Source organism: Pseudomonas fluorescens (assembly GCF_002837185.1).
Lineage (GTDB): Bacteria > Pseudomonadota > Gammaproteobacteria > Pseudomonadales > Pseudomonadaceae > Aquipseudomonas > Aquipseudomonas fluorescens_AM.
The window spans coordinates 21,741-39,438 of sequence record NZ_KZ478019.1 but is presented as its reverse complement, the minus strand read 5'-3'; the positions used below and the strand labels follow the sequence as shown (position 1 = coordinate 39,438).

Genomic DNA, 17,698 nt, shown 5'->3' with positions numbered 1-17,698 from the left:
AACGCCCGACAGCTATGCAGTGCGCTCTCCGCTGCTGGCGTTGGAGATGTTGTGGTATCGGTTGCGGGAGATGCTCTGATTCTTGATCCAAACGTGGGAGCATCCGTTAGATAGCGTCAGGATCAGTCAGTACCTTGCGAAACGTCTCCACCAGCGGCCGCAAGTTGATCCGATGCCATGCCGCCCACAGCGGTGTGGTGTAACTCAGCCACGGCAGTTCGCGCAGCACCACGCCGGGCGGTGCGTTGCGGCTCAGGCCTTTTTGCACCATTGCCACGCCCAGCCCGGAGGCCACCAGGCCCAATGCAGTGAAGGGCTCGCTGGCTTCCATGGGGATCTGGGGAGTGAAACCTGCGCGGATGCACGCGGCCACGAAGTCGTCAGCCGGGTTGGCGCCGGGTTTGCGTTGCACGCCGATCCATTGCTGGTCGGCCAGGTGCTCGGGCAGCAACTCGCGCTGGCGTGTCAGCGGGTGGTGTTCCGGCAAGGCCAGCAGCATCGGGTCATCGAGCACTTGCCGGGCGGTCAGGTCCGGGTCGTCGACCGCAGGCGGTTCGCCTACCAGGGCAATGTCCAGGCTGCGCTGGCGCAGGCCTTCCAGTTGTTCGAGGGAGGGCAGGTTATACAACTTGATATGCACGTTGGGCCGGTCATCGCGCAGAACGCGCAAGGCGTTGGGCAGCATACCGGCGTGCATGGCGTTCTCGATATAGCCGATGCACAAACCGCCTTCTTCACCCCGGCCCAGGCGCTTGCCCAGGGACTCCAGGCGGTTGGCGTGGGTCAGCAGCGCCCTGGTTTCGGCGAGGAAGGTCTGGCCGTCGCGGGTCAGGCGGATACGTTGCTGGCTGCGTTCGAACAGCGTCAGGCCCAGGCGTTCTTCAAGCTGGGCGATCTGCCGGCTCAAGGGCGACTGGGAAATGTGCAGGCGCTCGGCGGCGCGGCCGACGTGTTCCTCTTCGGCGACCACTTCAAAGTAGCGCAGTTGGCGTAGATCAATCATGTCAGACCTGCTGGGACTCAAGTTGGTCCCAGTATGTCTTGGACGGTCCGACCTAGGCAATCTAGGATCTGCTCAACGGTCGACGCGACCTTGAACCGATTGAGGAACCATCATGAGCTTGAAAGACAAACTACCCGGCGTATTGGGCTTTGGTACCGCACCGCTGGGCAATATGTTCCGCGCCATTGCCGAAGACGAAGCCCGGGCCACTGTCGAGGCTGCCTGGAATCATGGCGTGCGTTATTTCGATACCGCGCCGTTCTACGGTTCGGGGTTGTCGGAAATCCGCCTGGGCCAGGCGCTGTCGCACTACAACCGTGACGACTACGTGCTCAGCACCAAGGTCGGCCGGGTGATTCTGGACGAAGTCGAAGACAGCGCCCGTGACCTGGGCGAGAAAAGCGGTGTGTTCGAACATGGTCGTCCGAACAAAATGCTCAATGACTACAGTGCCGACGCCACCCTGCGTTCGATTGAAGACAGCCTGCAGCGCCTGCAGACCGATCGTCTGGACATCGTGTGGGTTCACGATATTGCCCAGGACTTCTACGGCGACCAATGGCTGGAATACTTCAACCAGGCTCGTACCGGTGCCTTCAAGGTGCTGACCCGCTTGCGCGAAGAAGGCGTGATCAAGGCCTGGGGCCTGGGGGTGAACCGCGTCGAACCGTGCGAACTGACCCTGGACCTGGCCGAAGCCCAGCCCGACGGCTTCCTGCTGGCCGGCCGCTACACATTGCTGGACCACGACCGCGCCTTGCAGCGCCTGATGGAGGCGGCACTCGCGCAGCACGTTGAAATCGTCGTCGGTGGTCCCTACAGCTCCGGCATCCTCGCCGGCGGCGCGCACTTCGAATACCAGCAGGCGAGCCCGGCGATCATCGCCAACGTCGAGCGGATCAAAGCGATTGCCCTGGCGTTTGGCGTCAGCATCAAAGCCGCTGCGCTACAGTTTTCCCTGGCGCACCCGGCCGTGGCGTCAGTGATTCCCGGTGCCAGTCGTCCGGGGCGTATTGCCGAAGACGTGGCGGCGTTGTCAGAGCAGATACCAGCAGCCTTCTGGCAGGCGCTGCGCGATGCGCAGCTGATTTCGCTTCGCGCGCCTCTGCCGCTTTGACTTCAGGAGTTCAACCATGAAAATCGATGTAAGCGGCAAAGTGGCGATCGTCAGCGGCAGCACGGCCGGGATCGGCCTGGGCATCAGCCAGGCCCTGGCGCAGTCCGGCGCCACCGTGGTGGTGATCGGGCGTGATACCGGGAAAGTTGACGATGCGTTGGCGAGCATTCGCCAGGCGGTGCCGGGCGCCCACCTGCGTGGGCTGGTGGCCGACCTGGGTACGGCCGAAGGCGCCGAGACACTGTTCGCCGCCGAACCTCGCGCCGACATCCTGGTCAACAACCTGGGCATCTTCAATGATGTGGATTTCTTCGAGGCCCCGGACAGTGAATGGACGCGCTTCTATGAGGTCAATGTGATCTCGGGCGTGCGCCTGGCGCGGCATTATGTGCCGGGCATGGTCGAGCAGGGCTGGGGGCGGGTGATCTTCGTGTCATCCGAATCCGGCGTGGCGACTCCGGCGGACATGATCAACTATGGCGTGACCAAAAGCGCCAACCTGGCGGTGTCCCACGGCCTGGCCAAGCGCCTGGCAGGTACCGGTGTAACGGTGAATGCGATCCTGCCGGGGCCGACCTTTACCGACGGGCTGGAACACATGCTCAGGGACGCCACGCAAAAATCCGGGCGCACCGCGCGGGACGAAGCTGACGTGTTCGTGCGCAGTGCACGGCCGACGTCGATCATCCAGCGTGCGGCGAATGTGGATGAAGTGGCCAACCTGGTGGCGTACATTGCTTCACCGCTGTCGTCTGCCACCACCGGTGCCGCGTTGCGGGTCGACGGTGGTGTGGTCGACAGCATGGCGATCTGAATTTTTTAATGCTCTGGAGTATTTACCGTGGCAACAGCCTCTTCTGTGATTGAAATCCCTGCGTCCGCGGACCAGGTCTGGAACCTGATCGGCGGCTTCAACAGCCTGCCCGACTGGCTGCCCTTTATCGCCAAGAGCGAGCCGGGCGAAGGCGGCCGCGTGCGCCACCTGCATACCGCCGATGGCGGTGAGATCGTCGAGCGGTTGCAGACTTTCGACAATGTGGCGCGCACCTACAGCTACACCATTGAACAGTCGCCGTTTCCGGTGAGTGCCTATCTGGCGACCGTGCAGGTTGAAGCCTTGACTGACGCGTCGGCGAAAGTGACCTGGTCCGGGGTGTTCACGCCGGCTGCGGGCACTACGGATGCGGCGGTGGAGGAACTGTTTGCCGGCGTGTACAGCGGTGGCCTGGAGGCCCTGCGCGGCAATTTTCCCGGCTGATATCTATCGGGGGCGGGAGCTGCGCTAACGCTCAACAGCTCCCATACTCGACAGATAGGCATGGGCTGCGGTGCCGGCCTGTTCGGGCGTCAACGCTGCCGTATCGAGCGTGAATGGCGGCGTGTCCCAGGCTTCATACTCATGCGCCAGCACCGATGGCCACGTCGGCGGCAGCAGGCCTGGAATATCGCCCTCACGGCTCTCCACTCGGCGCCGATGCGCCTGCTGATCAGAACACACCACCTGAATATCGATCAGTTCGACGCCCGCCGCCAGCGCCACGGCCCGCCAAGCCTCGCGGCTTTCCCTTACCGGGTTCACACAGTCAGCGATTACCCGCTGGCCCACGCGCAAATTACTCAATGCCAGCGCATTCGCCACGCCATAGCCGCTGGCACCCACATCGCCCGCCAGTACGCCCGACTCGCGCAGCGCGTGTTCGATCACATCGATGCGCAGGTATACCGCGCCCATCCGGCGTGCCAATTCCCTGGAAATCGTGGTTTTGCCGGTACCGGGCAGGCCGCTGAATACGATAAGCATGGTCCACCAACCTTCTGCAGGAGCGAGCTTGCTCGCGAAAAACGTCAACGATAACGCGTAGCGCCAGGTAAAAACCTGTTGTCCTTGCGCTTTTCGCGAGCAAGCTCGCTCCTACAGCGGTGTTAGAGTAGGGCTGCCGAGTTGACCACAGGACTGCCCATGACTTTACCTTTCGTGAAGATGCACGCCCACGGCGACGACTTCATCATCATCGACCGCCGTGGCCAGGATAACCCCATTACCCCCGAGATTGCCCGGCGCCTGGGTGATCGACACACCGGTATCGGTTTCAATCAGCTGGCCGTGATCCTCGACTGCGAAGACGCCGCCGCCCGCGTGCAGTTCTGGAACACGGACGGCACGCCCCTGCAAACCTGCGGCAGCGCGACACGGGGTGTGGCGGATCGCCTGATGCATGAGGCCGGTACCCACGCCATCGTGCTGCGTACCGACCGAGGTTTGCTGACGTGCGTGCGCGTCAGTGGCCAGCGCGTCTCGATAGACATGGGTGCGCCTTCGTTGGAATGGGCCGGCGTGCCGCTGGCCAAGGCAATTGACACCCGCGTGCTGCCTATCGACGGTGAGCCGGCCGCCTGCGGCATGGGCAATCCGCACTGCACGTTTTTCGTGGACGACATCGCCGCCGTCGATGTCGAAGCCGTGGGCCCGGCCCTGGAACGCCATCCGCTGTTCCCGGCCAGGACCAATGTGCATTTTGTGCAGGTGCTCGACCGCAACCGTATTCGTCTGCGCATCTGGGAGCGTGGTGGTGGCGTGCCTTTGGGCTCCGGGTCGTGTTGCTGCGCGGCGGTGGTCAATGGCGTTCGACGCGGGCTGCTCGATGACAAGGTAGAGGTCGAATGCGACGGCGGCACCCTGACAGTGCAGTGGGACGGGCAGGGCGGGGTGGTACTCACGGGCAGCGTCGAGCCGATCATGCAGGGTGCGGCGTACCTGCCTGGAACGTCACGCTGAAAGTGGTGCCGCGCGTCGCGCAGGAGTTCACCGCCACATCGCCGCCGTGCACCCTGGCCAGTTCGCGCACGATATACAGGCCCAGGCCCACGCTGCGCACATCGCTGCCCCGGTGGGTGCCGCGGGTCATGGGCTCGAACAGCCCGGCCTGCAACGCCTCGGGAATCGCCGCGCCGTAGTTGTGCACCGAGACCTCGGCGCCCCTGGCACCCAGGCGCGAAGTGATGGTGATCGGCCGTTGCAGGTCGCCATAGGCCACGCTATTGGCGACGAGGTTGCCGATCACCTGCTGCACACGGTCGGCATCCAGGCATGCATCGCCCCGGCCCTCGGCTTGATGCACCAGCGTGGCCTTGGGGAAGGCCACCCGCAGTTCGTCCACGGCGCGATGAATCACACTGTGCAAATCCAGCGGCTGGGCCCTGATGGTGATGCCCTGGCCGACCCGGGCCTGGGTGAAGTCCAGCAGGTCGGCGATCATGCGCTGGGCGCGTTCGGACGACTGGTCGATATGCCCGAGCAACTGGTGCTCCTTGGCCGTGCGCTCGCCGCGTCGAAGAAAGTCCGACGCCATGCGGATCGCGGTCAGAGGGTTCTTCAAGTCGTGACTGACGATCGCCACCATTTGTTCGGCGAACAACGCGCGTTGCTGGGCAATGGCATAGGCCTCGCTCAATTCGACCTGGGCTTGGTGCAGCGCCCGTTCGGTGGCGGTTTTTTCCTCAAGCAGCGCTTCGGCCAGCTTGCGCGCATTGAGCAGCTCGCGCTCGTACTTGTCGCGGTCGGTGGTGCCGAACAGCGCCAGGTCATACACCACGCCGTCGGCCTGCTGGCGCTGGCTGGCATTGAGCAGCACCGTGACTTTGTGCCCGTCGCGATGGCGAATGTCGAGCTTCACCTCGTTGACGCTGCCATGCATACGCAGCATCGGCGCCAGATGGGTCTGGTAGAAAATCCGCCCGCCCATGGTCAACAGGTCTTGAAAGCGTTGCCCGATCAGTTGCACCGCGCTGAGGCCGAGCCAGTCGCTCAAGCGCTGGTTGGCGTGCACAATCGTACCGTCTTGGCGGGTCACCGCCAGGGCACAGGCGGCGTTGTCGAACAGCGACTCAGCCGGCACTGACGCTTGCCCACGGCGCCAGGAACTGATCCATCGCCGCCGCGCACGCCTGGGGCGCACTCATATGCGGGCAGTGGCCGATGTTGTCCACCAGGTGATAGGTGCTGTTGGGCAGCACGCTGTGCAGGTATTCGCCCACGGCCACGGGCGCGATCAAGTCGTCGCTCGACTGCAGGATCAATACGGGCGTGGTCAGGCCGATCACATCCTGGCGGTTGTCCGAAAGAAAGGTCACCCGGGCAAATTGCCTGGCGATGTCGGGTTCGGTGCGGCAGAAACTCGCGGTCAGTTCGGCACTGAGTTCAGGTTGCTCCGGGGCGCCCATGATCACCGGGGCCATGCTGCTGGACCAGCCAAGGTAGTTGCTGTCGAGGGTGTCGAGCAGGTCGTCGATATCGTCGCGCTTGAAGCCGCCGACGTAACCGTCGGTGTCGATATAGCACGGCGATGGGCCAATCATCACCTGCGCCGCAACACGCCCCGGGGCGAGGCGGTCGGCGAGGGTGCCGATCATTGCGCTGACCGAGTGCCCCACCAGAATCACCGGGCCTTGGGCGTAGGTGTCGATAATTTCGTTGAGATCGCGGGCATAGCCGCCCAACGTGCCGTATTTGTCTTTATCGAACGCGCTGAGGTCCGACAGCCCGGCGCCCACCAGGTCATACAGAACCACGCGAAAGCGTTCGCGAAAATGCGGCGCCAGGGCATTCCACATCGCTTGGTTGCAGCCAAAGCCATGGGAAAACACCAAGGTCGAAGCGCCTTGGCCCATCACACTGACGTTGTTGCGGTGACGTAGGTCCATGGCGTTCTCGTAGATGGCTTATTGCTATGCAGCGCAGCCGCAGTTTAGAGAGTCGCGGGCCCTGGGTCACGCGTTTGCGCGCAGATAAGGTAAAGTCGGCGCCTTCAGGAAGAAACTTCAGGTAACAATACATGATGGCGATTCTACGGCAATCGGTCTTGAGCGTGCTGGTTCTGGTACTGGCCAGTCTGTCGATCACTGCCAGGGCCGACATCTCGCCCATCGGCGTTGCGCTTGACCAGCGGGTCATTGACCTGACGAACACCCTCGACTCCGACAGCGTCCAGCGCCTCAAGCAGCAACTGGCCGACCTTGAACAGCGCAAAGGCGCGCAGGTGGCCGTATTGCTGGTGCCCAGCACCGGTGACACCGGTATCGAAGACTATGCCAACCACCTGTTCCGCGCCTGGAAGCTGGGGCGCAAGGACGTCGACGACGGCATCCTGCTGGTGGTGGCCAAGAACGATCACACGTTGCGCATCGAGGTGGGCTACGGGTTGGAAGGCACGGTCACCGACCTGCTGGCCCATCGCATCATCGAAGAGCGCATCACCCCGGCGTTTCGCCAGGGCGACTTTGCCGGCGGTGTTCAACAGGGCGTGGACGCGCTGACGGTGCTGGTGGACGGCGGCGACCTGCCCGAGGTGGCCGCGCCCCGGATCAATCCGCAATTTTTTGCGCTGCTGGCGGCGTTTGTTCTGGGTGGCCTGCTGGGTGTACTGCTCGCTGGCGGCAAGTTGCATTGGCGCAAAGCCTTGATCGCCGCGGTGGCGGCGACGCTGTTGCTGACATTGCTGGGCGGGGGGCGGGAGTGGCCGATGTTTCTGTTTGTCATGCCGCTGACCTTGTTGATCGGCGGTGCCCTGTTTGGCGCATTGTGGCAGGTGCGGGCGCTGTTCTACGGCGTGATGGGGCTGTTGATCTATATCGCCGCTCTGGTGGTGGCGGACCGCTACGTGGACGTCAATTTTATCCATTGGCTGCTGTGGCCAGTGTGTGTGTTGGTGGTACTGGGGTTGTACCTGGTGCTGCTGCTGATCATGCGGCAAACCTGGCGAACCAGCCGCACCGGTTTTATCGTGCGACTGGTGGCGGCGGTCGTGGTGTATGGGGTGGCCGGGCTGGTGATCGATCACGGCCGCGACGGCTGGCTGCTGGCATTCCCTATCGCGTCGTTCGTCGCGTTGATTCTTTTCGGCAAGGTTGGCGAAGGGTCGGGCTCGGGCTCGGGCGGTGGCTCGGGTTCAAGTTCCAGCGGGTCCGGTTCCAGCAGCAGCTCGTCCGGTGGTGGTGGTTCCAGTGGCGGCGGCGGGGCGTCGGGGAGTTGGTAACGACGTAGAAGCTGCCACTGAAACCCAAATGTGGGAGGGGGCTTGCCCCCGATAGCAGTGGTTCAGTCAATTCATACAGTGACTGACACACCGCCATCGGGGGCAAGCCCCCTCCCACAGTTTTGACCGCGTTGGGCATGCCAGGCCGGTTGGCTGCAGTTCTTGCAAAAACAGAAAACCCACTGAGACTCTGTATCAAACCCCACTCACCCACTTCCCGCCGTCCATCCGGCGCTTATACGCGCTGTCCCGACTCGCCAGCCAGAAGTACAACGGCGACGTCACCACCAACCCCACCACCCACGACAGGTCCGCGCCGTTGATGTGTTCGGAAATCGGCCCGACGTACAGCGGCGTGTTCATGAACGGAATCTGCACCGCAATCCCCACCGCATATGCCAGCAACGCCTGGGGGTTGTACTTGCCATAGATGCCGCCATCTACGCGGAAGATCGAGGCGATGTCGTATTGGCCCTTGTGGATCGCATAGAAGTCGATCAGGTTGATCGCGGTCCAGGGCACCAGCACCACGAGCAGCACCAGCACCATGTCGACGAAGTGGCCGATGAAGTCTTTGGAGGCAAACACTGCCGCAATTGCGCAGGCCACCAGCACCACAATCGAGATCACCGCGCGGCTTTTTGCCGTGGGGATCCAGCGGTAGGCGAAGGTCTGCACCAGGGTGATGATCGACAGCACCGCGCCGTACAGGTTGAGGGCGTTGTGGCTGATCACGCTGAGCAAAAACAGCACCAGCATCAATGGGCCGATGGAACCGGTGGCGAGCTTGACTGCCTCCATGGTGTCCATGCCGACGGGCGTGGCGAGCACGGCGACGGCGCCGAAGATGAACGCCAGGCTCGAACCCAGGGCCGAACCCAGGTAGGTGGTCCAGAAGGTGGAGGCGACGGGTACATCGGCGGGCAGGTAGCGCGAGTAGTCCGAGACGTACGGCGCAAAGGCGATCTGCCACAACGCGGCCAGGGACACGGTGGCCAGCCAACCGGAAATGTTGAAGCTGCCGCGGGTCAAAAAGTCGCTGGTCTGCACATGGGTAAAGATGTAGCCGAAGCCCAGCACGATGCCGGCGCCGAGTACCCAGGTGCCGATACGGTTGAGCACATGAATGAAGCGATAGCCGATGATGCCGATGATCCCGGAGCCGATGGCGCCGATCACGATGCCGACCGGCACCGGTACCGCATCGACCACACCGTGCAGCGACTTACCGGCCAGCACAATGTTGGAGGCGAAGAAGCCGATGTACATCACGCCGGCAATCACCACCACCAACAACGCGCCAAGGGAGCCGAACTGGGCGCGGCTCTGGATCATCTGCGGAATGCCCATCTGCGGGCCCTGGGCCGAGTGCAACGCCATCAACACACCGCCGACCAAGTGGCCGACGAGGATGGCGACGATGCCCCACACCAGGTTGAGGTGGAACAGCTGCACGCCCAAGGCGCCGGTGACAATCGGCAACGGCGCGATGTTGCCGCCGAACCACAGGGTGAACAGGTCTCTTACCTTTCCATGGCGATCTTCCGGAGGCACGTATCCAATCGTGTGTTTTTCGATAAGCGGGGCGGAGGATGTTGCAGTGGTAACCATGACGAGCTCCAAGGCAAGGTGAGTACGTGGACGTACTTCGCTGTGCGCAGCAACGGCGGCGCTTTGTTGTTGGAGTGATCATCTGCAATGGACATGGGGAGGTAAATTAGTAAGTTTGTTGCTACAGACCTTAAAAAAAGTATCTCGCGGTGATTTTTGCTCCGGTATGTTGCATGGGCTTCATTCGTTAAAAAAAGCCGGTTCTTCCTGCACTAGTCTGGGGCAAAACACCCTGTTTTCCGGAGGCCTGATGGCTGCCTACAACCTGCGCCAACTCAGATATTTCGTCACCACGGCCGAATGCGGCAGCGTCGCCGAGGCGTCGCGCAAGCTGTATATCGCCCAGCCGTCGGTGTCCACGGCGATCAAGCAGTTGGAAGACAGTTTTGGTGTGCAGCTGTTTATCCGGCATCACGCCCAGGGCGTGTCCCTGACCCCCAGCGGCGCGCGGTTCTATCGCAAGGCGCTGGAGCTGTTGCGGGTGGCCCACGAGTTCGAACAGAACGCCTTGGCCGACAATGATGTGGTGGCCGGGCAGATCGATATCGGCTGCTTTGAAACCGTGGCGCCGCTGTACCTGCCGCGCTTGATCGCCGGTTTCAAGGCGCGCTGGCCGGGGGTGGAGATCCGTATTCGCGACGGTGAGCAACAGGAGCTGGTGCAGGCGTTGACCGCAGGCACCATCGATGTGGCGATGCTGTTCGAACACGACCTGGGCGGCTCCATCGAGACCACGCCGCTGATGCCGCCGCAGCAGCCGTACGCGTTGTTGCCGGCCGGCCATCGCTTTGCACGGCAGGCCAAAGTGTCGTTGGCGGACCTGGTATTGGAACCGATGATCCTGCTGGACGTGCTGCCCAGCCGTACCTACTTCGTGAGCATTTTTGAAGAGCGCGGGTTAACGCCGAATATCGTGTTCAGCTCGCCATCGATCGAAATGGTGCGCGGGATGGTGGGGCGTGGGTTCGGCTTTTCGATATTGGTAACCAAACCGTTCAGCGAGTACACCTATGATGGGCAGCAGGTGGTGTGTATTCCGTTGGTGGAAACCGTGACCGGCTCCGGATTGTCGGCGGTGTGGCTCAAGCGCGCACCGTTGACCAAGCCGGTGCAGTTGTTCGTCGATTACTGCAGCGAAGAACTGGCGCGATTACTCGGATAAAAACACAAGGTCCACTGTGGGAGGGGGCTTGCCCCCGATTACGGTGGATCAGCTACAGATAAGTTGACTGATACACCGCTATCGGGGGCAAGCCCCCTCCCACATTGGATGGCTGGTGTATTTAGATGCGGAGCGAGTCCAGCATCCGCTGCAACATCGCATCGCAGCCCTTGAGCTGTTCCAGGCTGACAAACTCATCCGGCTTGTGCCCCTGGTCCATGCTCCCCGGCCCGCACACCACGGTGGGGATGCCCACTGCGTCAAACAGCCCGCCCTCGGTGCCAAACGCCACGGTGCCAAACGCCCTGGAACCGGAAAACGCCGCAATCAGCTCGGCGGCCTGGCTGCGCTCATCGGTGACCAAACCCGGGTAGGCCGACAACTCGGTGAACCGGATCGAACTCTGCCGGCTCACGGCCTGCATGCGCGGCAGTACCTCTTGCATGGCGTAGGCTTGCAATGCCTCGGCCACTTCGCCTGGATCCGTCGAAGGCAGGGCGCGGACTTCAAAATCAAACCGGCAATCGGCTGGCACGATATTCAGCGCCTTGCCGCCGCTGATCACTCCGGTCTGCACGGTGCTGAATGGCGGATCGAAGCGCGGGTCCTGGCGCGCGCGCAAGCGTTGGCCGATGCGCCCCAGTTCACCGATCAACTCGGCGGCGTGCTCAATCGCATTCACGCCGGACGGTGCATACGCCGAGTGACACGCCTCGCCATGCACCTCGCAGCGCATCGCCAGCTTGCCCTTGTGGCCGAGCACGGGTTTGAGCTCGGTCGGCTCGCCGATAATGCACAGCAACGGTTTCACCGGCCGTTGCTCCAGCACGCCGAGCAGCGAGCGTACACCGAGGCAGCCGACTTCTTCGTCGTAGGACAGGGCGATGTGCACCGGCAGGCGCAACGGCGCCTTGACCAATTCCGGCACCAGCGCCAGCACGCAGGCGATATAGCCCTTCATGTCGGCAGTGCCACGGCCATACAGTCTGCCGTCACGTTCGGTCAGTTGGAACGCTGGCAGCGTCCAGGGCTGGCCATCCACCGGCACCACATCGGTGTGCCCCGACAGCACAATGCCGGGCAGTTCCACCGGGCCGACGCTGGCGAACAGGTTGGCCTTGCTGCGCGACGCGTTGTAGATCAGCTCGCTGGCCACGCCGAAGCCGGCCAGGTAATCGCGCACGAATTCGATCAACTGCAGGTTGGATTCGCGGCTGGTGGTATCGAACCCCACCAGCGTCTGCAGCAGTTCGCGGCTGCGGCTCATCGCTCGTCCCCGGCCACGCCGTAGCCAGGCGAGCGGTCGGGGGCGAGGGCGCGATCGATGTAGTCCTGCACTTGCGGGCGGTAAGCGTCCCAGAGCTTTTGCAGTTCACCAATGGGCGCGTCATCGGCCCAGTCCACGCGCAAGTTGATGATCGGCCAGGTCAGCTCGCCCACCACCACCAGCGCAGCCGAATGCACCGGGCCGGCTTCGCCACCGGCGGCGAAGCCGGCATGCATGGCCGCCAGTAAGCGGTCCGCCAGTTGGCCTTCGCCGTGTTCGAAGGCCTGGACCATCGCTTCGATCACCCCTCGGTCAGCGAGCATATTGCCCGCCGCTACGCACTGTTCGCCCGACACGGCGTTGTGGGTACCCAGGGTCTCGCTGCCGCTGAAATGCACGCTGCGGCCCAGGTGATCGATCGCGGTGAGTTGCCGGTATTGGCTGTAGCCGTTGCGCGTCAAGGCGGTGTCGATGGCATCGGCAGGCGTGAGGCCTTGCTCGAGCAAATCGAGCACGTCCGGTCCAAGGGCCGGCAACGTGATGTTCTGGGTGGCGACCGCGCCCACACCGGGGCGCAGCCATGGGCAGCGGGCCCCGACGGCGATGCTCGATGAGCTGATGGCGATGCCCAACTGGCCGGTTTCCGCGCAGCGTCCGACGATTGAAAAGGTCATGGGTGGCTCCTTATTCGGGAATAACCGCGATCACATCGATTTCCATCAGCCACTGCGGCTGGCCCAGGGCCGAGACCACCAGCCCGGTGGAGATCGGAAACACGCCCTTGAGCCACTTGCCGACCTCCTGGTACACCGGTTCGCGGTAGCGCGGGTCGATCAGGTAGGTAGTGGTCTTGACGATATGGCTGAGGTCGCTGCCGGCTTCTTCCAGCAGTTGTTTGACGTTGCGCATGGCCTGTTCGGCCTGGGCCCGCGGGTCGCCAAGGCCCACCAGTTGGCCATCGAAATCGGTGCCCACCTGGCCGCGCACATACACGGTGTTGCCGGCGCGCACGGCCTGGCACAGGTCGTTGTCCAGGCTCTGGTTGGGGTAGGTTTGCTGGGTGTTGAACATGCGAATACGGGTGTGAGTAGGCATCGTGAAAAACTCCGGCAAGGGGATCAGGCGCTGACAGGGGACGGGCGAGCCACCGGGGCGGCTTCGCGGTACTCAAGGTATTGACGCTGAATGGCGATGTGGTCAGCCACGTACTTGGCGTCATGCCACACGCCCCAGATAAACGACGAGCCACGGCGTGATTGCCAGGGCAGTCCCAGGAAATAAATCCCGGCCTCGCTGGAGACGCCGCGCTGGTGGCGGGGCTTGCCGGCCGCATCGAACGTATCCACCTGGAGCCAGCTGTAGTCCACGGCAAAGCCGGTGGCCCAGATGATCGAGGTGATGCCGGCCTGGGCCAGGTCCAGTTCCAGGATCGGATGCTTGATGCAGTCGGCATCCGGGAATACGCGGCGGGCGTCGGGCTCCAGGGGCAGGTCGAGGCCGTTGCGCTCGATGTAGGCATCCGCCGCATCCAGCAGGGCCAGGTAGTTCTCGTCGCCACGGGCCAGGTTGTCCACCAGGTTGGGTTGGAAGCTTGCCACGTTGCCACTGAAGGAGTGAGTGAGGCCGACCAGGATCATGCCTTGCTGGGCCAGCTCACGAAAATCGATGGTCTTGCCGCCGTGGGCGCCACTGACTGCGATGGTCACGTGCTCACGGCCAGGTTTCATCGCCGCCTGGTCCCATTCGCCCAGCACCCCCAGCCACCAGCAGAAATCCCGGTTGCGATAAGCGCGAGGGGGGCGGTCATGGGCGCCGACCGACAGGTATACCTGGCGACCGGCGCGCTGCAATTCGTCGGCGATCTGCACCCCGGAAGAACCGGCACCCACCACCAGCACGGCACCTGCCGGCAATTGCGCAGGGTTGCGATAATCGGCGGAATGAATCTGGTGCAGCGCGGTGTCTTTCGGCGCGATGGCCGGGATCACCGGCTTCTGGAACGGCCCGGTGGCGGCCACCACGCGGTTGGCTTCGATCACGCCTTCGCTGGTGTGTACGGTAAAGCCTGGGCGACCGTCGTTGCGCACCACCGAAGTGACTTCCACACCCGTGCGAATCGGCGCATTGAACGTGCGTGCATACGCTTCAAAGTAATCCGCTACGCGCTCTTTGGGCGCGAAGCCATCGGGCGCCACATCATCGAATTCCAGTCCGGGAAAGCGGTCGTGCCAGGCCGGCCCATTGGCGACCAACGAGTCCCAGCGCCCGGTGCGCCAGCGCTCGGCGATGCGGCTGCGTTCCAGCACCAGGTGCGGCACGCCGTGCTTGCTCAAGTGCTCGCTCATGGCCACGCCGGCCTGGCCGGCGCCCACCACCAGGGTGTCTGTTTTTGTTATTGCTTGGGTCATGTGTCTGTCCTTGCGTAATGCAGTTGGATTCAGCTTGGGCATGACTTCAAGGCTAGGGGGAGGGTGGGGTTTAATAAAATATTATTAAGCTTGGGAGTGAGCATAAATATCGGATGCAGAGACGTGGACGCCACAATGGGATAGAGCTTGCTCGTAAATGCAGCGTGACAGCGAGAAGAAGTCGATGAGCATAAGCCGGTATATTTTATGCGTTAACCGCCAAACTCGAGTCAAGTGAGACCGAGTCGCAAATAAAAATAGATTGCAAATACTATCTAGATTTTAAATATGATATGGATATCAGCAGAGTTGAAGAGCTGGTGGCCCGGCTTATCAAATGGATTCGCTAACAAAAAGCGCTTAAATTACAGTCCTTGCAACTCCTTGAGCTTATGCAGTTTTTTCTAAGAGTTGTCGGTGAAGAAAGCAATTTGCCATCTCGAAAAGTGTGCTCTCTCCCATCGTCTGAAACAACAAAACTCGTACCGGAAGACAAGACGTGCCCTTGATCAACAGCATTTGACACTCATAGCGGTAGGGTCTATTACTTTCCATGCCATTTCGGCACATACACACTCAAGGAGTTAACTATGGACAGTCAACAAGCAACTCAACTTGAACTGGATGAACAGTTGGTCGAAGTAGATCTTCACGCAGAAGTTGACGATGAACTGGTGTTCGCTATCTCAGCTCCAACGTCAAACAAAGAATGGCAAGAGTAATATAGCTTTTGCTTAATCCCAAAGCTAGGGCGCCCTAGCTTTGGGTACAAGGATGAAGTATGAAAAGCACACATGAAATTTTTGAGAAGCTTACACTCGTCGATCAATTAGAAGTACGCCCGGCATCAATAGTCGAGTATTACACTCGCAACAAAGTTCATCTTGCACCCTCCATGCCGCTGCGTGGCGGCGAGTTTTATACTGAAGCGTTCTGGCAAAAACAAATGCTGAATTATAAGTTGTCATTGGACGCTGACAGAGAGTTGCGCTTTATGATGTTGGATGGCGACGCTGTCATTGGCAGTATCCATTACGATCAGATCATTAAGGGGCCCTTTCAGGCCTGCTATCTGGGTTATAGCATCGATAGAGACTATCAGGGCAAAGGACTGATGCGAGAGGCATTGTTACACACCATCAGTCAGACACTATCAACGTTCGGGTTGAATCGGATCATGGCAAATTATGAGCCGTCTAACCAACGAAGCGGTAGATTACTCAAGTCATTGGGTTTTGAGCGAGAGGGCTATGCGAGAAAGTACCTTAAGCTAAATGGCACTTGGAAAGATCATATATTGACAAGCTATATTTCAGACTAGATTTCACGTGAGGTCTTACATGGACGTTATGCGTGCGCAGGAAATAAAGAAAAGGCTAGAACGTCGAGTCAAGGAAGTTGATGCATCTACTGTGTTGGCCCTGCTGGCGCCTGATAGCAATGTCATTGATATACGTGAGGACGAAGAAGTTATTCATGGCATGATACCGGGCGCTAAACACGTTAAGCGTGGAGCCCTGGAATCCTGGCTGGAAGATCATGTGCGCGATGTGGAAGATATTATAGTTTTATACTGCGAGTCAGGGAAGCGCTCAGTATATGCTGTTAACGCGCTGATGAGTTTGGGCTATAAAGATGTATCTTCGCTGCGCGGCGGTATAAATAACTGGAAGGCCCTTGGGCTACCGATTGAACAGCCTTCGAGTTTAAATAAATGCGATTTCACCCGATACGCTCGGCAAATGATGCTGCCCGAAGTCGGAATTCGAGGTCAGGAAAATCTGGCGGCTGCAAAGGTATTAGTCGTCGGAGCGGGGGGGCTTGGGTCGCCTTGCTTATATTACTTAGTCGCTGCAGGGGTTGGGACGGTAGGCATTGCAGACCACGACATTGTCGATCAGAGCAATCTTCACCGACAGATATTATACGATCAATATGATGTCGGCACACGTAAGGCCATTGCGGCAGAACGAAAAATCAAAAATCTGAATACTCATGTTAAGACTAATCTCTATATAGACGCCGTCACCGAAAATAACGCCGCCGACATAATTGCTTCTTATGATCTAATTATAGACTGCACTGACAATTTTGCAGTTCGGTATGCATTAAGTGATGCCGCAGTTAAAGTAAATATCCCTATAGTGCATGGCGCGGTGCATCGCTTTCAAGGCACGGTTGGAGTCTTTAATTTGCCAGGTGGGCCGTGTTACCGCTGTGTTTATCCTGAACCTCCTCCCAAAGCCCTATCTCCGAGCTGTACTGACGCCGGCGTATTAGGTGTAACTCCGGGCGTTATAGGCGTACTCCAGGCAGCCGAGGCAATTAAGTTAATTCTGTCGCCAGGCGCCGGCCGACATCACGCCTTGTTGAGATATAGCGGTACGAGCATGTCTTTAACGTCGGTGGAAATCGCAGCCCGTCCAGACTGTCCTTGTCAGTTGAGTAAGAAGAGTGAGGCACCGCAATGTCAAACACTTTTGTAGAAATACTCGATAATTTCTATCCTGACCCCTTAACTATCAGGAATCTAGCACTTTCGTTGGATTATTCCCCTAAGCTGGGTGCTAATTATCCTGGTGGCGAGGCTTATAGTGATACCGTTGATTGGGCGCCAGTCAAACAGCGGGTCTTCTCATGTGTGCAGAGTAAAAACGAAGAAAAGCCAATCCCCGGTAAAAATTTTCTACAAGGAAAATTCCGGCTTGCGAACAGTGCAGATAATGAAACCCGACCTGACGGGGTCCATCAAGACCAACAAAGATACTCGGCGGTTATCTACCTTTCTCGTAATCAAGACTTGTCCGGCGGAATAGGGCTGTATAAGTGTAAAGGCAGCGGGGAGTTGGCGATGACGACCAAGTGGGTTCAGATGATATCGATCAGGTCAAATGCCGTACCCGGCGATGAAGCGTTCACGGCTTATCTGAAATCCTACATGCGTGATTGGGACAACTGGCAGCAGATCGGAGAACTCCCTATGCAATTCAACAGGGCGATCATATTGATGTCCAGGTGTTTTCATGCGTCTACAGGCCTATTTGGCTCATCAAAAATTGACGGCCGCTTAACCCAGCATTTTGAATATTACATTTAGT

General features: G+C 60.2%; 19 protein-coding genes. 10 read left to right on the top strand and 9 right to left on the bottom strand.

Annotated features, from left to right (window positions below; translation table 11 throughout):
• Window positions 1–106 precede the first annotated feature (106 nt).
• The gene (locus tag CIB54_RS23265) at window positions 107–1,003 is read right to left on the bottom strand and encodes a LysR substrate-binding domain-containing protein (RefSeq protein WP_101221085.1); all 897 of its coding nucleotides are present in this window, start codon (window positions 1,001–1,003) and stop codon (window positions 107–109) included.
• 112 nt (window positions 1,004–1,115) lie between these two features.
• Here CIB54_RS23265 and CIB54_RS23260 point away from each other — a divergent pair, with 112 nt between their 5' ends.
• The 3 genes from CIB54_RS23260 to CIB54_RS23250 are packed head-to-tail and all read left to right on the top strand — an operon-like array spanning window position 1,116 to window position 3,378.
• The gene (locus CIB54_RS23260) at window positions 1,116–2,120 is read left to right on the top strand and encodes an aldo/keto reductase (protein ID WP_101221084.1); all 1,005 of its coding nucleotides are present in this window, start codon (window positions 1,116–1,118) and stop codon (window positions 2,118–2,120) included.
• A 16-nt stretch (window positions 2,121–2,136) separates the two neighbouring features.
• The gene (locus CIB54_RS23255) at window positions 2,137–2,934 is read left to right on the top strand and encodes an SDR family NAD(P)-dependent oxidoreductase (protein ID WP_101221083.1); all 798 of its coding nucleotides are present in this window, start codon (window positions 2,137–2,139) and stop codon (window positions 2,932–2,934) included.
• A gap of 27 nt (window positions 2,935–2,961) precedes the next feature.
• Entirely contained in the window at window positions 2,962–3,378 is a 417-nt protein-coding gene (locus CIB54_RS23250; protein ID WP_065951016.1) for an SRPBCC family protein, read from the top strand.
• Window positions 3,379–3,402: 24 nt separating this feature from the next.
• On the opposite strand, the gene CIB54_RS23245 is transcribed toward CIB54_RS23250, so the two are convergent.
• A complete protein-coding gene (locus tag CIB54_RS23245; protein WP_101221082.1) occupies window positions 3,403–3,921 on the bottom strand; it encodes a P-loop nucleotide/nucleoside kinase family protein in 519 nt (172 codons plus the stop codon).
• Between the two features lie 159 nt (window positions 3,922–4,080).
• Here CIB54_RS23245 and dapF point away from each other — a divergent pair, with 159 nt between their 5' ends.
• Complete coding sequence (gene dapF / locus CIB54_RS23240; protein WP_101221081.1) at window positions 4,081–4,896, top strand: diaminopimelate epimerase; 816 nt, start codon at window positions 4,081–4,083, stop codon at window positions 4,894–4,896.
• Here the strand turns inward: dapF and CIB54_RS23235 are convergent.
• A complete protein-coding gene (locus CIB54_RS23235) occupies window positions 4,856–6,016 on the bottom strand; it encodes a PAS domain-containing sensor histidine kinase (protein WP_101221080.1) in 1,161 nt (386 codons plus the stop codon). The two genes, dapF and CIB54_RS23235, sit on opposite strands and share 41 nt — an antisense overlap.
• A complete protein-coding gene (locus tag CIB54_RS23230) occupies window positions 6,006–6,821 on the bottom strand; it encodes an alpha/beta fold hydrolase (protein WP_101221079.1) in 816 nt (271 codons plus the stop codon). Before CIB54_RS23230 ends, CIB54_RS23235 begins: the two co-directional genes overlap by 11 nt.
• Before the next feature lie 131 nt (window positions 6,822–6,952).
• Between CIB54_RS23230 and CIB54_RS23225 the strand changes: the two genes are divergently transcribed.
• Window positions 6,953–8,152 carry a TPM domain-containing protein gene (locus tag CIB54_RS23225; RefSeq protein ID WP_101221078.1) on the top strand — a complete coding sequence of 400 codons (1,200 nt, stop codon included), beginning with the start codon at window positions 6,953–6,955 and terminating at the stop codon, window positions 8,150–8,152.
• A gap of 195 nt (window positions 8,153–8,347) precedes the next feature.
• Here the strand turns inward: CIB54_RS23225 and CIB54_RS23220 are convergent, their stop codons facing one another.
• Complete coding sequence (locus CIB54_RS23220; protein ID WP_101221077.1) at window positions 8,348–9,763, bottom strand: purine-cytosine permease family protein; 1,416 nt, start codon at window positions 9,761–9,763, stop codon at window positions 8,348–8,350.
• A gap of 250 nt (window positions 9,764–10,013) precedes the next feature.
• Between CIB54_RS23220 and CIB54_RS23215 the strand changes: the two genes are divergently transcribed.
• Complete coding sequence (locus CIB54_RS23215) at window positions 10,014–10,925, top strand: LysR substrate-binding domain-containing protein (protein ID WP_101221076.1); 912 nt, start codon at window positions 10,014–10,016, stop codon at window positions 10,923–10,925.
• Between the two features lie 121 nt (window positions 10,926–11,046).
• On the opposite strand, the gene argE is transcribed toward CIB54_RS23215, so the two are convergent.
• From argE to CIB54_RS23195, 4 genes are read right to left on the bottom strand one after another with little or no spacing between them, the layout of a single operon-like run.
• A complete protein-coding gene (argE, locus tag CIB54_RS23210; RefSeq protein WP_101221075.1) occupies window positions 11,047–12,192 on the bottom strand; it encodes an acetylornithine deacetylase in 1,146 nt (381 codons plus the stop codon).
• Complete coding sequence (locus CIB54_RS23205) at window positions 12,189–12,866, bottom strand: DUF1028 domain-containing protein (RefSeq protein WP_101221074.1); 678 nt, start codon at window positions 12,864–12,866, stop codon at window positions 12,189–12,191. The genes argE and CIB54_RS23205 overlap by 4 nt, the downstream gene beginning before the upstream one ends.
• A gap of 10 nt (window positions 12,867–12,876) precedes the next feature.
• On the bottom strand, window positions 12,877–13,287 hold the full coding sequence (locus CIB54_RS23200; protein ID WP_065951006.1) for a RidA family protein: 411 nt from the start codon (window positions 13,285–13,287) through the stop codon (window positions 12,877–12,879).
• A gap of 23 nt (window positions 13,288–13,310) precedes the next feature.
• Window positions 13,311–14,642 carry a flavin-containing monooxygenase gene (locus CIB54_RS23195; RefSeq protein WP_420094169.1) on the bottom strand — a complete coding sequence of 444 codons (1,332 nt, stop codon included), beginning with the start codon at window positions 14,640–14,642 and terminating at the stop codon, window positions 13,311–13,313.
• Between the two features lie 548 nt (window positions 14,643–15,190).
• Here CIB54_RS23195 and CIB54_RS27870 point away from each other — a divergent pair.
• Genes CIB54_RS27870 through CIB54_RS23180 form a run of 4 tightly spaced genes read left to right on the top strand, consistent with a single transcriptional unit; the run spans window position 15,191 to window position 17,697 of the window.
• Window positions 15,191–15,322: a hypothetical protein gene (locus tag CIB54_RS27870; protein ID WP_256544580.1), complete on the top strand. Its 132-nt coding sequence runs from the start codon at window positions 15,191–15,193 to the stop codon at window positions 15,320–15,322.
• 59 nt (window positions 15,323–15,381) lie between these two features.
• A complete protein-coding gene (locus CIB54_RS23190) occupies window positions 15,382–15,921 on the top strand; it encodes a GNAT family N-acetyltransferase (protein ID WP_065951004.1) in 540 nt (179 codons plus the stop codon).
• 19 nt (window positions 15,922–15,940) lie between these two features.
• The gene (locus CIB54_RS23185) at window positions 15,941–17,086 is read left to right on the top strand and encodes a ThiF family adenylyltransferase (protein ID WP_083217971.1); all 1,146 of its coding nucleotides are present in this window, start codon (window positions 15,941–15,943) and stop codon (window positions 17,084–17,086) included.
• Window positions 17,068–17,697 (top strand): DUF6445 family protein, encoded by a 630-nt coding sequence (locus CIB54_RS23180; protein WP_065951003.1) that lies wholly within the window; start codon window positions 17,068–17,070, stop codon window positions 17,695–17,697. The genes CIB54_RS23185 and CIB54_RS23180 overlap by 19 nt, the downstream gene beginning before the upstream one ends.
• Window position 17,698 lies beyond the last annotated feature (1 nt).